This is a genomic window from Burkholderia sp. BCC1988 (assembly GCF_905339895.1).
In the GTDB taxonomy this organism is placed as follows: domain Bacteria; phylum Pseudomonadota; class Gammaproteobacteria; order Burkholderiales; family Burkholderiaceae; genus Burkholderia.
Map to the genome: position 1 here is coordinate 282704 of NZ_CAJPHA010000002.1, position 14174 is coordinate 296877.

The 14174-nt window shown below is 67.2% G+C and carries 13 protein-coding genes and 1 pseudogene; 10 read left to right on the top strand and 4 right to left on the bottom strand.

The genetic code is table 11. The annotated features are described in order from the left end of the window. Window positions 1-222: 222 nt before the first annotated feature. The 8 genes and pseudogenes from U4012_RS04170 to U4012_RS04205 all read left to right on the top strand — a co-directional run bounded on the left by U4012_RS04170 (window position 223) and on the right by U4012_RS04205 (window position 6894). Complete coding sequence (locus tag U4012_RS04170) at window positions 223-576, top strand: DUF4148 domain-containing protein (protein WP_321796416.1); 354 nt, start codon at window positions 223-225, stop codon at window positions 574-576. An 83-nt stretch (window positions 577-659) separates the two neighbouring features. Beyond that, window positions 660-1451, top strand: a complete 792-nt coding sequence (locus U4012_RS04175; RefSeq protein WP_044849026.1) for an alpha/beta fold hydrolase — start codon at window positions 660-662, stop codon at window positions 1449-1451. 74 nt (window positions 1452-1525) lie between these two features. Beyond that, a pseudogene (locus tag U4012_RS04180) lies at window positions 1526-1735 on the top strand (amidase); the annotation flags it as partial. Window positions 1736-2162: 427 nt separating this feature from the next. Beyond that, entirely contained in the window at window positions 2163-2633 is a 471-nt protein-coding gene (locus tag U4012_RS04185) for a rhodanese-like domain-containing protein (protein WP_044849009.1), read from the top strand. 28 nt (window positions 2634-2661) lie between these two features. After that, window positions 2662-3621: a serine O-acetyltransferase EpsC gene (gene epsC / locus U4012_RS04190; protein WP_044849008.1), complete on the top strand. Its 960-nt coding sequence runs from the start codon at window positions 2662-2664 to the stop codon at window positions 3619-3621. Further along, complete coding sequence (locus U4012_RS04195) at window positions 3618-3839, top strand: helix-turn-helix domain-containing protein (protein WP_044849007.1); 222 nt, start codon at window positions 3618-3620, stop codon at window positions 3837-3839. Before epsC ends, U4012_RS04195 begins: the two co-directional genes overlap by 4 nt. A 135-nt stretch (window positions 3840-3974) precedes the next feature. Then, window positions 3975-4907 (top strand): family 2A encapsulin nanocompartment shell protein, encoded by a 933-nt coding sequence (locus U4012_RS04200; protein ID WP_034205507.1) that lies wholly within the window; start codon window positions 3975-3977, stop codon window positions 4905-4907. Beyond that, window positions 4882-6894 carry a family 2A encapsulin nanocompartment cargo protein cysteine desulfurase gene (locus U4012_RS04205; protein WP_321796423.1) on the top strand — a complete coding sequence of 671 codons (2013 nt, stop codon included), beginning with the start codon at window positions 4882-4884 and terminating at the stop codon, window positions 6892-6894. The genes U4012_RS04200 and U4012_RS04205 overlap by 26 nt, the downstream gene beginning before the upstream one ends. A gap of 93 nt (window positions 6895-6987) precedes the next feature. Here U4012_RS04205 and U4012_RS04210 read toward each other — a convergent pair whose 3' ends face one another. Further along, window positions 6988-7602, bottom strand: a complete 615-nt coding sequence (locus U4012_RS04210; RefSeq protein ID WP_044847315.1) for a LysE family translocator — start codon at window positions 7600-7602, stop codon at window positions 6988-6990. Between the two features lie 259 nt (window positions 7603-7861). Between U4012_RS04210 and U4012_RS04215 the strand changes: the two genes are divergently transcribed. After that, complete coding sequence (locus tag U4012_RS04215; protein ID WP_044847314.1) at window positions 7862-9013, top strand: porin; 1152 nt, start codon at window positions 7862-7864, stop codon at window positions 9011-9013. Between the two features lie 109 nt (window positions 9014-9122). Here the strand turns inward: U4012_RS04215 and groL are convergent, their stop codons facing one another. The 3 genes from groL to U4012_RS04230 all read right to left on the bottom strand — a co-directional run bounded on the left by groL (window position 9123) and on the right by U4012_RS04230 (window position 11938). After that, entirely contained in the window at window positions 9123-10763 is a 1641-nt protein-coding gene (gene groL, locus U4012_RS04220) for a chaperonin GroEL (protein WP_044847313.1), read from the bottom strand. A 13-nt stretch (window positions 10764-10776) separates the two neighbouring features. Next, window positions 10777-11067: a co-chaperone GroES gene (locus U4012_RS04225; RefSeq protein WP_011356207.1), complete on the bottom strand. Its 291-nt coding sequence runs from the start codon at window positions 11065-11067 to the stop codon at window positions 10777-10779. A 124-nt stretch (window positions 11068-11191) separates the two neighbouring features. Continuing rightward, entirely contained in the window at window positions 11192-11938 is a 747-nt protein-coding gene (locus U4012_RS04230; RefSeq protein ID WP_321796428.1) for a hypothetical protein, read from the bottom strand. Window positions 11939-12209: 271 nt separating this feature from the next. On the opposite strand from U4012_RS04230, the gene U4012_RS04235 reads away from it, so the two are divergent. Next, on the top strand, window positions 12210-14165 hold the full coding sequence (locus U4012_RS04235; RefSeq protein WP_321796430.1) for an arylsulfatase: 1956 nt from the start codon (window positions 12210-12212) through the stop codon (window positions 14163-14165). The last annotated feature ends 9 nt before the right edge of the window (window positions 14166-14174 follow it).

The following is a 14174-nucleotide window of genomic DNA, read 5'->3' on the forward strand; positions in this document are numbered from 1 at the left end:
AATCGCTATCGTCCGTATGTACGTGGCGATGCTGGCGAATTTGTATCGCACTGTATCTATCGAGGCTCCGGAAACATCGGATTGCACTGAAGGCGGGTTTCGGAAACAAGCCGGATACGTGAGCGGGTTCTACTGTCGACATGCAGCAAACGTTCGGTGCCAAGCGTTCGCACCGGATGCCGAGTGATCGATACCCCCCACCTTCCTTCAAGGAGCAATCTCATGAAAGCCGCTCGAATCCTCGCAGTTGCCGTACTCGCTTCGATCCCCGCCTTGTCGTTCGCCGATGCCGGCCACGGCCTCACGCGCGCCGATGTGCGCGCCGACCTCGTCCGGCTCGAGCAGGCCGGCTACAACCCGGCCGGCAGCGACGCGCACTACCCGGACGATATCGCCGCCGCACAGAACGTCATCGCAGCGCAGCAGGTCGCGCGCTCCGACCAGAACGGCCCGTCGAAGTCGCAGGACGACAACGTGGCTGCCGCGTCGGCGCCGGCCTCCCGCTACGCCGCGGCCGACCAGCGCGCCGCACGGAACGCGCGCACGGACGCGGACGATCTGTACGCGCACTCGTGATCCGCGGCCGCGCCCGGGAGACGAGCGGCGCGGCCGCATCGGAAACACTTCAGATGCACAACACGATGAAAAGGAGCATGACGATGGTCGGTTTGACGAAACGGGTTCTGGTGTCCGCGGCGGTGCTCGGCGGGCTGTTCGGTGCGGTCTCGGCGCAGGCGGCGCCCAAGGAAGACCTGAAGGGCACGAACGTCGTGCTGGTGCACGGCGCGTTCGCCGACGGGTCGAGCTGGAACCGCGTGATTCCGCTGCTCGAAGCGCGCGGCCTGCATGTCGTATCGGTGCAGAACCCGCTGAGCTCGCTCGCCGCCGACGCCGCCGCGACGAAGCGCGCGATCGACGAGCAGAAGGGGCCCGTCGTGCTGGTCGGCCATTCGTGGGCCGGTGTCGTGATCAGCGATGCAGGCAACGACGACAAGGTGAAGTCGCTCGTCTACGTCGCCGCGTTCGCGCCGGACAACGGCCAGTCGATCGCCGACGTCACGCAGGGGCTGCCGGCACCGTCGTGGGCCGGCGAGTTGCGCAACGATGCGGGCGGTTTCGCGACGCTGTCGGACAAGGCGATCGCACAGGATTTCGCGCCGGACCTGCCGCCCGCGCAGCAACGTGTCGTCGCGGCGACGCAGGGGCCGTGGTACGGTGGCTGCATTTCGGAGAAGGTCGCGCAGGCCGCGTGGCATGCGAAGCCGTCGTCGTTCGTCGTCGCGACGCAGGACCGGATGATCGATCCGAAGCTGCAGGAGGCGATGGCGAAGCGGATCGGCGCGACGGTCACGCGTGTGAACGGCAGCCACGTCGCGATGCTGAGCCAGCCGAAAGCCGTGGCCGACGCGATCATCGCGGCCGCGGAACGTGCGAAGCAGGATGCGCAGTGAGTGAAGGCGGCGGCGCGGCGTGCTTGACGCGCGGCGCCGTCGGTGATTGTGAAGTCCCTTGACGAGAAGAATTCATGACGCAGCAACTCTGGCAACTGTCGGCGACCGAAATCGCGCAGCGCGAGCAGCAACGTGAAGTGTCCGCGCGGGAAGTGGCGGATGCCGCGCTGGCCCGCCTCGAAGCGGTGAACCCGGCGATCAACGCGGTGGTCGAGCATCGTCCCGACGACGTGCGTCGGCAGGCCGACGAGGTGGGTCGCGCGATTGCCCGCGGCGACGATCCGGACCGCTGATGCGGTGACGGGCGTGGTGCGTCGGCGATGCACCGCGCCGGCCGCTTGCCATTCGCCGATTCATCGAAGCGTGCACCGTTCGACCCGGCGCACGATTCCATCGCGGATTCCATCACGACGTGCGGCGCGCGTCACATGCGGCATCGTCCCCGGCTTCGCCGCCGCCGATCCTTTCAAAAACCTTCGATGCGCGACATCGAACGGCCATCGCCCCCCGTCCTCCGCACGAATCCGCCCCAATTGCGCGCGTCTGCTATTGCATTTCACGCGCTGCTGATTAGGAAATGAATTTTTATTGGTTCTGCTTCCCCGAGCGCGCTCGCATAGTGGGGCTGACGGCTATAGACAGCACGCAAGCTGCACCGGCCGCATTCCCGGCATGTTTGATCATACGAATCTGCGAGAACAAGGAAGCGTGATGACGTTTGCATTGGAAGAACGAACCGCCGCCCAGCAGGCGCTCGAAGACGCCCGCGCGGCGGCCGCAGCGGCGGGCACGCCGTACGCGGGCGGCGTGGCGCCGGAAGCCGCGTGGGCGCTCTTTTCCGCCGGCGACGCGTTGCTGGTCGACGTGCGCACCGCGGAAGAACGGAAATTCGTCGGCCACGTGCCGGAGTCGCTGCACGTGCCGTGGGCGACCGGCACGAGCCTGACGCGCAACCCGCGCTTCGTGCGCGAACTGGAAGCAAAGACCGGCAAGGACGCGGTCGTGCTGCTGCTCTGCCGCAGCGGCAACCGCTCCGCGCAGGCGGCCGAGGCCGCGGCCAAAGGCGGCTTCACGCAGGTGTTCAACGTGCTCGAAGGGTTCGAGGGCGACCTCGACGAACAGCAGCATCGCGGCGGCAGCAACGGCTGGCGCCATCGCGGCCTGCCTTGGGCGCAGGACTGAGTCACGGCCGTTACGGGGAGAAGTCAGCATGGCCGCATTCGATATCGACGACATCGTCCAGTCGCTCCAGACCGTGCGCCGCGCGTGGCGCGAGAAGCAGCGCCGCTCGCTCGAACCGGGCGGGCGCGACCTGCCGGCGCGCGAGGCGCTCGCACAGATCATCGGCGCGCTCAAGGGCGTGCTGTTCCCGATGCGGCTCGGGCCGCCCGACCTGCGGCAGGAGAGCGAGAACTTCTATGTGGCCCACGCGCTCGACGCGGCGCTGAACGCGCTGCTTGCGCAGGTGACGCTCGAGCTGCGCTACGCGGCGCGGCAACGCAACGCCGACGCGCAGATCGACGAAGCGGCCGCCACCGCCGTGCAGGCCTTCGCGGCACGCCTGCCCGACATCCGCCGGCTGCTCGACAGCGACGTGCTGGCCGCGTTCCACGGCGATCCGGCGGCGGGCAGCGTCGACGAAGTGCTGCTGTGCTATCCCGGCATTCTCGCGATGATCCACCACCGGCTCGCGCACGAGCTGTACCGGCTCGGGCTGCCGCTGCTCGCGCGGATCATCGCCGAGCAGGCGCATGCGGAAACCGGCATCGACATTCACCCGGGCGCGCGGATCGGCGGCGGCTTCTTCATCGACCACGGCACGGGTGTCGTGATCGGCGAGACCGCGATCATCGGCGAGCGCGTGCGCGTGTACCAGGCCGTCACGCTCGGCGCGAAGCGCTTCCCGCGCGATGCCGCCGGTCATCTGGAGAAGGGGCTCGCGCGCCACCCGATCGTCGAGGACGACGTGGTGATCTATGCGGGCGCAACGATCCTCGGCCGTGTGACGATCGGCCGCGGCGCGGTGATCGGCGGCAACGTGTGGCTCACGCAGGACGTGCCGGCGGGCGCGAACATCACGCAGGCCGTGCTGCGCAGCGAGGCGAATGCCGCGCCGCGCGCGCGAAGCGAGCCGGCCGAGCCGGTGCCCGACGCGCAGGTGACGACATGAGCGACCTGATCCAGCACTTCGGCGCCAACGTGCGCAAGCTGCGCGAGGCGCGCACGTGGTCGCAGGAGCAGCTCGCCGAACACGCGGGGCTGAACCGCTCGTACGTCGGCGAGATTGAGCGCGGCGAGGCGATCGCCTCGATCGTCACCGCCGACAAGATCGCGCGCGCGTTCGACGTGTCGATCTCGACGCTGTTGCCCGGCGTGTCCGTCGCCTGACGCATTCCGCTTCCTTTCCCGTTCGGTGGTGCCGCGTGACGGCTATAGCATGTTGAGCCGGCAGGTGCGTGCTTCCGATAATCACCCAGCGTCATAAGCAATCCCGTTTTTCATCTTAAGAACCCGGAGCCACACATGTCGACCGTTGCAAGCGGCACGGCCGCGCTGAGCGATCACGCCGCCCGCCAACTAGCGAACGCTACCAAGACCGTCCCGCAGCTTTCCACGATTACGCCGCGCTGGCTGACCCATCTGCTGCAGTGGGTGCCGGTCGAGGCCGGCATCTATCGCCTGAACCAGGTGAAGAACCCGGAAGCCGTGCGCGCTGCGTGCACGCAGCTCGAGGACGAAAGCGTGCTGCCGCAGACCTTCGTGCCGTACGAGGAGCAGCCGCGCGAGTATTTCCTGAACGCGGTGAGCACGGTGCTCGACGTGCATACGCGGATCTCCGATCTCTATAGCAGTCCTCACGACCAGATCAAGGAACAGCTGCGCCTGACGATCGAGACGATCAAGGAACTGCAGGAAAGCCAGCTGATCAACAACCCGGACTACGGGCTGCTCGCGAACGTGACCGACGAACAGCGGATTTTCCCGCTGACGGGCGCGCCGACGCCGGACGACCTCGACGAACTGCTGACCAAGGTATGGAAGGAACCGGCGTTCTTCCTCACGCACCCGCTCGCGATTGCCGCGTTCGGCCGCGAATGCACGCGGCGCGGCGTGCCGCCGCCGACGGTCAGCCTGTTCGGCTCGCAGTTCCTCACGTGGCGCGGCATTCCGCTGATCCCGTCGGACAAGGTGCCGGTCGCCGACGGCAAGACCAAGATCCTGCTGCTGCGCGTCGGCGACAAGCGCCAGGGCGTGGTCGGCCTCTATCAGCCGGGCGTCGCGGGCGAGCAGGGGCCGGGCCTGTCGGTGCGCTTCATGGGGATCAACAACCAGGCGATCGCGTCGTACCTGATCTCGCTGTACTGCTCGCTCGCGGTCCATTCGCCGGATGCGCTGGCTGTCCTCGATGACGTCGAAATCGCCAAGTACCATGACTATCCCGACACCTACCGTTAATCCCGGCTCGGCCGGCAGCGACGCGCTCGCGTTGCCGCACGCGCCGCTGCCGGCCGGCCTGCCCGACCCGGCGGCGCTCGCGCGGCTCGCGTCCGAGTTCTTCGCGACGCCGCCCGGGCAGGCCACCGCGCCCGGGCTGTCGGCGGGCAGCGGGGCGGTCGGCGGCGTGCCGTCGGCGCTGCCGGCTGCCGCGCCGATCCTCGCGTCGGTGAGCAATCCGGCGCCGGGCGGCTCGCCGCTCGCGGGGCCGGGCGGCACGGGCACCGGCGTGCCGGGCCTCGCGCTGCCGCAAGGCAAGGCGCCCGGCACGAACCTCGCGCCGTCCGCGCCGACGCACGTGCTGTCGCTCGGCAATCGCGTGCCCGCGCTCGCGCCGCACGCGGCCGCGCAGAACGGGCTGCCCGACAACGCGGTGTCGATCGCGCCCGCGTTCGAGCCGCGCGTCGGCGGCGCGGCGCTCGGCGTGCCGCAGGCGCAGGCGGCGGTGTCGGAGGGCGCGGTGCAGGCCGCGCCGGCCGCGTCGCCGTTTTACTTCACCGACGGCTCGCGGCAGGGCTGGCAGGCGACGCCGCAGGACATCGTCGTGCCGTCGAACGGCCTCGCGTCGCCGGAAGCGTTCGGGCTTCCGGGGGACGATGCGCTGCGCGAACTGCTCGCCGTGCAGCGCGACGTGCCGGTGTCGCGCGCATCGGGCGGCGAGGTGCCGCGTTACTTCATCGACGATACGCGCGCGGCCGAGCCGCAAGGTCAGTTGTATCGCGGCGCACACCCGCCGTTCGACGTGAACGCGATCCGCCGCGATTTCCCGATCCTGCAGGAGCGCGTGAACGGCAAGCAGCTCGTCTGGTTCGACAACGCGGCGACGACGCACAAGCCGCAGGCCGTGATCGACCGACTCGCGTATTTCTATGCGCACGAGAACTCGAACATCCACCGCGCGGCGCATGCATTGGCCGGCCGAGCGACGGATGCGTACGAGCATGCGCGGGAAACGGTGCAGCGCTTTATCGGCGCGTCGTCGCCGGACGAGATCGTGTTCGTGCGCGGCACCACCGAGGCGATCAACCTGATCGCGAAGTCGTGGGGCGTGCAGAACGTCGGCGAAGGCGACGAGATCATCGTGTCGAACCTCGAGCATCACGCGAACATCGTGCCGTGGCAGCAGCTTGCCGCACTCAAAGGCGCGAAGCTGCGCGTGATTCCGGTCGACGATTCGGGGCAGGTGCTGCTCGACGAATACCGGAAGCTGCTCAACGACCGCACCAGGATCGTGTCCGTCACGCAGGTGTCGAACGCGCTCGGCACGGTCGTGCCGGTGAAGGAGATCGTCGAACTCGCGCATCGCGCGGGCGCGAAGGCGCTGGTCGACGGTGCGCAGTCGATCTCGCACATGCGCGTCGACGTGCAGGCGCTCGATGCGGACTTCTTCGTGTTCTCCGGACACAAGATCTACGGGCCGACCGGCATCGGCGTCGTGTACGGCAAGCGCGCGATCCTCGACGACATGCCGCCCTGGCAGGGCGGCGGCAACATGATCGCGGACGTGACGTTCGAGCGCACGGTGTTCCAGCCGCCGCCGAACCGCTTCGAGGCCGGCACCGGCAACATCGCGGATGCGGTGGGGCTCGGCGCGGCGCTCGACTACGTGAGCCGCGTCGGCATCGAGAACATCGCGCGTTACGAGCACGACCTGCTCGCGTATGCGACGAGCGTGCTCGCGCCGGTGCCGGGCGTGCGGCTCGTCGGCACCGCGCGCGACAAGGCGAGCGTGCTGTCGTTCGTGCTGAAGGGCTATGAGACCGAGGAAGTCGGGCAGGCGCTGAACGAAGAGGGCATCGCGGTGCGCTCCGGGCATCACTGCGCGCAGCCGATCCTGCGGCGCTTCGGGCTCGAGGCGACGGTGCGGCCGTCGCTGGCGTTCTACAACACGTGCGATGAGGTCGATGCGCTCGTGAGCGTCGTGAGAAGGCTGGCGGCACGGCGCTGAGGCGCGCGGCGTGCGGAAAGGCCGCTTGCGACTCCCGGCAACGGGGCGTCGCAAGCGGCCTTTTTTCGTGGCGATGCGGCAGCGCGACGGCGCTCAGCGCCCGGCCAGCATGCGCCCGCCGAGCCCCATCAGCAGCAGCCCGGCCGTCGTGTCGAGCACGGCCTTGCGCCGGATCAGCAGCCGGCGCACCGACGGATGCGATGCGAGCAGCGCCATCGCGCAGTACCACGCGCCCGAAATCCCGATCGACAGCACGACGACCGTGAGATCGAGCCACACCGGCGTATGCGCCGGCACCATCAACGCGAAGATGCTGCCGTAGAACGCGACGGATTTCGGGTTCGTCATGCTGACCACGTAGCCCTTCTTCGCGGCCTGCCAGCCGGAGGACGCGGGCGGCGCGGACACGGCGAGCGGCTTGCGTGCGCTCAGCACCATCTTCAGGCCGAGCCAGATCAGGTACGTGGCGCCTGCCAGTCGCAGCGCGGTGTGCACCCAGGCGACGTGGGTCACGAGCAGGCCAAGGCCGGCAATCGCGATCGCGGCCCAGGTGCCCGATGCGGCGGCGAGGCCGAGCCCGGTCATCACGCCGGCGCGGCGCTGTGCGAGCGCGGTGGACGTGACGATCACGAAGTTCGGGCCGGGGCTGGCCACGCTGAGCAGCAGGACGCCGGCGAGCGGCAGCAGGGTGTTGATGGTGGTCGACATGGCGCGGGCGGCGAAGCGGCGGAAGGAGCGTTCATCTTACCCCGGCGTGCCGTCGATGGCGCCGCGCGGTCGTTTCGGCACCGGCCGGCTAGCGTGCATCGCACGCCGCCGTCATTGTTGAGCGCGTTGGAAAGGTGCAATCCGGAATCGGCAATAGGTGTCGCGAATATGACCGATTATTCTCCCGAGCGCAGTACCGTCCGCCAGCCGCAAATGCTGTCGGACTGCTTACAAAATCAATCGCTCAGGGAGGCCTTTCATGAACCGCATCGTCGTATCCGGTGGTGTCGGCGCGGTGTTCGCCGTAGCAGCGGCATCACCCGCCTTTGCGCAGAGTTCCGTCACGTTGTATGGCCTCGTCGATACGGCGATCCGCTATCAGACTAACGCCGGCCCCGACGGCCGGGACCTGGTCGGCATGACGGTCGGCCCGGAAACGCACAGCCGCTGGGGCTTGCGCGGCAGCGAGGATCTCGGCGGCGGCCTCGCGGCGATCTTTCGTCTCGAGAACGGCTTCGAGCTCGGCGACGGCAGGCTGCACGTCGCGAACACGCTGTTCAGCCGGCAGGCGTACGTCGGCCTGGCGAGCGACCGGTACGGCTCGCTGACCTTCGGCAACCAGTACGCGCCGCTGTACGACACGATGGGCGACGTGTTCGACCCGATGACCGTCGGCGACTACTGGCAGGACAGCTGGGCGTACAACGGCATCGGCAACTACCTGACGGTGGCGAACTCGGTGAAGTACAAGTTCTCGACCAACGGCTTCAGCGTCGATGCGATCTACGGGTTCGGCAATCATGCCGGTGCGATGGGTCTCGACAGCACGTACGGTGTCGAGCTGACCTACGCGCAAGGGCCCGCGTCGATCAACGCCGGCTTCCAGCAGACCTCGGTATCGTCCGTGAACGGCAGCGCGGTCAACGGCGCGAAGGTGAACTTCCTGCACGTGAGCGGTGCGTACCAGGTCACGCCGTCCGTGCGCCTGCTGGCCGGCTGGCTGCACGGGCAGGACAAGACGGGCACGACCGACTTCAACATGCAGCAGGCCGGCGCGCCCACGCTCGGTGGCGGCAGCCCGAATCGTATCGACGATACGTTCTACGTCGGCGCGAACTGGCAGGCTACCGCGCCGCTGCTGATCACGGTGGCCGGCTATTACGGCCACGCGCGCAATGCGGAGCGGCTCGATGGCACGCTCGGCTCCGGGATCAACTACTCGGCGACCGTGCTGGCCGAATATGCGCTGTCGAAGCACACCGAGGTATACGGCACGGTCGATTTCGCGCGCGGCAACGGCGCGTTCGCGGCCGACTATCCGGGCGCCACCAACCGGCTCACCGGCAAGGTCGACCAGATCGGCAGGACCAACAACGTCGGGGCCGCGATCGGCCTGCGCCAGATGTTCTGACGACGGCGCGCGCGGCGTTCACACATGAAAAAACGCGTGGCGACCGGTGCCGCCACGCGTCGTGGATCGAAGCGCGGTTGCCCGGTTCGGGCGGCCGCGCACAGCGATGTCAGAAATCGAACCCGGGCCCGCCCGCACCCGGGCCGCCCGGCACCGCGGCCGGCGCCGCATCCTTCGGCGCTTCGAACACGGTCGCGTCGGTCGTCAGCAGCAGCCCCGCGACCGATGCCGCGTTCTGCAGCGCGGTGCGCGTGACCTTGGTCGGATCGAGCACGCCCGACTCGACGAGGTCGCCGTATTCGCCGGTCTGCGCGTTGTAGCCGAAGTTGCCCGTGCCTTCCGCGACCTTCGCGACGACCACGCTCGCTTCCTCACCCGCGTTCGTGACGATCTGGCGCAGCGGTTCCTCGAGCGCGCGCAGCACGATCTTGACGCCCGCGTCCTGGTCGGCGTTCGCGCCCTTGAGTGCGCGGATCGCTTGCCGCACGCGGATCAGCGCGACGCCGCCGCCCGGCACGATGCCTTCCTCGACGGCCGCGCGCGTCGCGTGCAGCGCGTCGTCGACGCGGTCCTTCTTCTCCTTCACTTCGATCTCGGTCGCGCCGCCGACCTTGATCACCGCGACGCCGCCCGCGAGCTTGGCCACGCGTTCCTGCAGCTTTTCACGATCGTAGTCGGAGGTCGCTTCCTCGATCTGCACGCGGATCTGCTTCACGCGCGCCTCGATGTTCTTCGCGTCGCCCGCGCCGTCGATCACGGTCGTGTTTTCCTTGCCGACCTCAATGCGCTTGGCCTGGCCGAGTTCGGCGAGCGTCGCCTTCTCGAGCGTGAGGCCCGTTTCCTCGGCGACGACCTGGCCGCCGGTCAGGATCGCGATGTCTTCCAGCAGCGCCTTGCGGCGATCGCCGAAGCCCGGCGCCTTGACCGCGACCGTCTTCAGGATGCCGCGGATGTTGTTCACGACGAGCGTCGCGAGCGCTTCGCCTTCGACGTCTTCCGCGATGATCAGCAGCGGCCGGCCCGACTTCGCGACCTGCTCCAGCACCGGCAGCAGGTCGCGGATGTTCGAGATCTTCTTGTCGTGCAGCAGGATGTACGGGTTCTCGATCTCGGCGATCTGCTTGTCGGCGTTGTTGATGAAGTACGGCGACAGGTAGCCGCGGTCGAACTGCAGCCCTTCGACGACGTCGAGCTCGTCGGCGAGCGACTTGCCGTCCTCGACGGTGATCACGCCTTCCTTGCCGACGCGGTCGATCGCCTCGGCGATGCGCTGGCCGATCGATTCCTCGCCGTTCGCGGAGATCGTCGCGACCTGCGCGATTTCCTTGCTGGTGGTGGTCGGCTTGCTGATCTTCTTCAGCTCGTCGACGGCCGCTGCCACCGCCTTGTCGATGCCGCGCTTCAGGTCGAGCGGATTGAGCCCTGCCGCGACGTATTTCTGGCCTTCACGCACGATCGCCTGCGCGAGCACGGTGGCCGTCGTCGTGCCGTCGCCGGCGGCGTCGCTGGTGCGCGACGCGACTTCCTTCACGAGCTGCGCACCGATGTTCTGCAGCTTGTCCGCGAGTTCGATTTCCTTCGCGACCGACACGCCGTCCTTGGTGACGACGGGTGCGCCGAAGCTGCGTTCGAGCACGACGTTGCGGCCCTTCGGCCCGAGCGTGACCTTCACCGCGTTCGCGAGAATGTTGACGCCTTCGGTCAGCTTCGCACGTGCGACGTCGCTGAAAATGATTTCCTTCGCTGCCATGATTTGCACTCCGTTATTGATTGACGACCGCGACGATGTCTTCCTCGCGCAGCACGAGGAATTCATTGCCGTCCACCTTGACCGCCTGGCCCGCGTACTTACCGAACAGCACGCGTTCGCCGACCTGCAGGTCGGGCACGATGCGCTGGCCGTCCGCGTCCTTGCGGCCGGGGCCGACGGCGATCACTTCGCCCTGGTCGGGCTTTTCCGCGGCGCTGTCGGGGATCACGATGCCCGAGGCGGTGGTGGTTTCCTGGTCGAGTCGTTTCACGATGACCCGGTCGTGCAAGGGGCGTAGGCTCATCTGTCCGTCCTGTTCTGTTGTGTCGAAATTGGCTGGCACTCTTTAGCAGAGAGTGCTGACGAGTATAAAAACGCGTGGCGGCGCGATCCAATAACGGATTCCGAAATGCATTTGCGTGGATGCGCTATGGACGATCACCCGAAAGCGCTGCTGAACGCTGTGTGTTCTTTTCCGCGTTCTCCAACGTTCGCCGCAACAGCGTCAGTTCGATTAGCTCGAGTTGGTAAGCGAAGCGCGACTGGACGCGCTTCAGCATCATCGAGCCGACGGACAGACCGAAAACCAGCGCGATACCCCAGAGAATCGCCGTATTGCTGAAGTTTCCGGAGACGAATCCGTTCGACAGCGTGTTCCGCAGCCACGGCAATCCGCCCGCATCTTTGATATTGGTGAGCGTGATGGCAAGAAGCGCATAGGCCGCCGTACCTCCGCCGAAGAATGAAACGACGCGTGAGTCGAGGCGCTTCACCTTGAGTTGCAGGCAATGCTGCGCGTATTTCAGTGTGTTGTCGGCATAGTTGTTCAGAAGCCGGGCGCTTTTCTCATCAGTCTCTATCTCGCGAATGAGCGTATCCAGCGCTTCCTGTTTCCAGCGAAACATCTGCATGACGCCGACGATGGGCTCAACGATGAGAGAGAGAAGGCTCAAGACCACGGTGAACGCATAGAGCGCGAAGGCCGGCGTCTTTTGCCACTCTGCAGGCGCCAGTTTGTGCCATGCCACCATCAAGAGGAGCAGCAGGAAACAAATGCCGCCGCCAGCAAGCAGAAGTATCGAGCCCTTCCGCGCTCGCTCAATCGACAATGCTTTTGCCGGCCGGTAAGGCTCGAGCGTAGAGAGGGTTTTCAGTAGTTCCTTGATTTTCAACATGAGGTCTCCGATGAACATTTCACGGTCGGGTGGCATACAGCGTTGTGCTTTCGACCGACAACGATATGCGGTCGCACGCTTTCATCGCGGTATGCGATCGGATTATGCGTTCGGGATTTCATTTCCTATCTCGATATCGGGGATGAGCAGCACGGGCCAGCGTGGGCCGCCGTGCATATTCCTGCTCCCCGTTAGCATGTGACGAATCCGACTTTGGGCGCCGCGCGAGCGCCGCTAAGATCGCCGATCCGTAGATCGAGCGTTCGACAAAATGAAAAAGTCCGCGTCGCCGTTGCATGCCTTCCGTTTCCGTGTCGTCTGCGCCGCGATTGCCGGCGCGTTGTCGCTCGCATCATGCGGGGGCGTCGACAGCGATGCGCCGTCGCAGTCCGCCGCGACACCGCCGCAGGCCGCGAAGCGCCCGAACATCCTGTACATCATGGCCGACGATCTCGGCTATTCCGACATCCACGCATTCGGCGGCGAGATCAACACGCCGAACCTCGACGCGCTCGTCGCGTCGGGCCGCATCCTGTCGAACCACCACACGGGCACCGTCTGCGCGATCACGCGCGCGATGCTGATTTCCGGCACCGATCACCACCTCGTCGGCGAAGGCACGATGGGCGTGCCGACCGACGAGCGGCGCGGGCTGCCCGGCTACGAGGGCTACCTGAACGATCGCGCGCTGTCGTTCGCACAACTACTGAAGGATGCCGGCTATCACACGTACATCGCGGGCAAGTGGCACATCGGATCGGGGATCGTCGGCAGTGCGACGGGCAGCGGGCAGACGCCCGACCAGTGGGGCTTCGAGCGCAGCTACGTGCTGCTCGGCGGCGCGGCGACGAACCATTTCGCGCACGAGCCGGCCGGCTCGTCGAACTACACGGAAGACGGCAGCTACGTGCAGCCGGGCCAGCCCGGACAGGCGGGCGGCGCGGGCGGCAATCCGGCCGTGTTCTACTCGACGGACTTCTATACGCAGAAGCTGATCTCGTACATCGATGCGAACAGGCAGGACGGCAAGCCGTTCTTCGCGTACGCGGCCTACACGTCGCCGCACTGGCCGCTGCAGGTGCCGGACCCGTGGCTGCACAAGTACGCGGGCGTATACGACGCCGGCTACGATGCGATCCGCAACGCGCGGATCGCGCGGCAGAAGGCGCTCGGCCTGATCCCCGCCGACTTCAAGCCGTTCGACGGCCTGCCCGAAACGACGGCCGCATCGCCGGCGACGGCGAACAACGGCACCGCGAACGCGAAGTACATCAGCGCCGTGCATTCCGCCGCCGACGGCTACAGCGACTACGGCACCGGCAAGGTCGACAAGCTGTGGGCGAGCCTGAGCCCGGCCGAGCGCCGCGCGCAGGCGCGCTACATGGAGATCTATGCGGGGATGGTCGAGAACCTCGACTACAACATCGGCCGCTTGATCCAGCACCTGAAGGACATCGGCGAATACGACAACACGTTCATCATGTTCCAGTCGGACAACGGCGCGGAAGGCTGGCCGATCGACTCCGGCGCGGACCCGACGGCGACCGACACCGCGAACGGGCAGGAGCCGGTCTATTCGACGCTCGGCACCGACAACGGCAAGCAGAACGCGCAACGGCTGCAGTACGGGCTGCGCTGGGCCGAAGTGAGCGCGACGCCGTTCCGGCTCACGAAGGGCTATTCGGCCGAAGGCGGCGTGTCGACGCCGACGATCGTGCGGCTGCCGGGGCAGACACGCCAGTTGCCGACGCTGCGCGCGTTCATGCACGTGACCGACAACACGGCGACCTTCCTCGCGGTCGCGGGCGTCACGCCGCCGTCGCAGCCGGCGCCGCCGCTCGTGAACACGCTGACGGGTGTCGACCAGAACAAGGGCAAGGTCGTCTACAACAACCGCTACGTCTATCCGCCGACGGGCCAGTCGCTGCTGCCGGTGCTCACCGGCTCGGCGACGGGCGAGGTGCATACCACGCCGTTCGGCGACGAAGCGTACGGCCGCGCATACCTGCGCAGCGCCGACGGCCGCTGGAAGGCGTTGTGGACCGAGCCGCCGCTCGGGCCGCTCGATGGCCACTGGCAGCTGTACGACCTTGCGGCGGATCGCGGCGAGACGACCGACGTGTCGGCGCAGAACCCGTCGGTCATCAGCACGCTCGTCGACCAGTGGAAGACGTACATGAGCAACGTCGGCGGGGTGGAACCGCTGCGTCCGCGCGGCTACTACTGAGGACGGCAC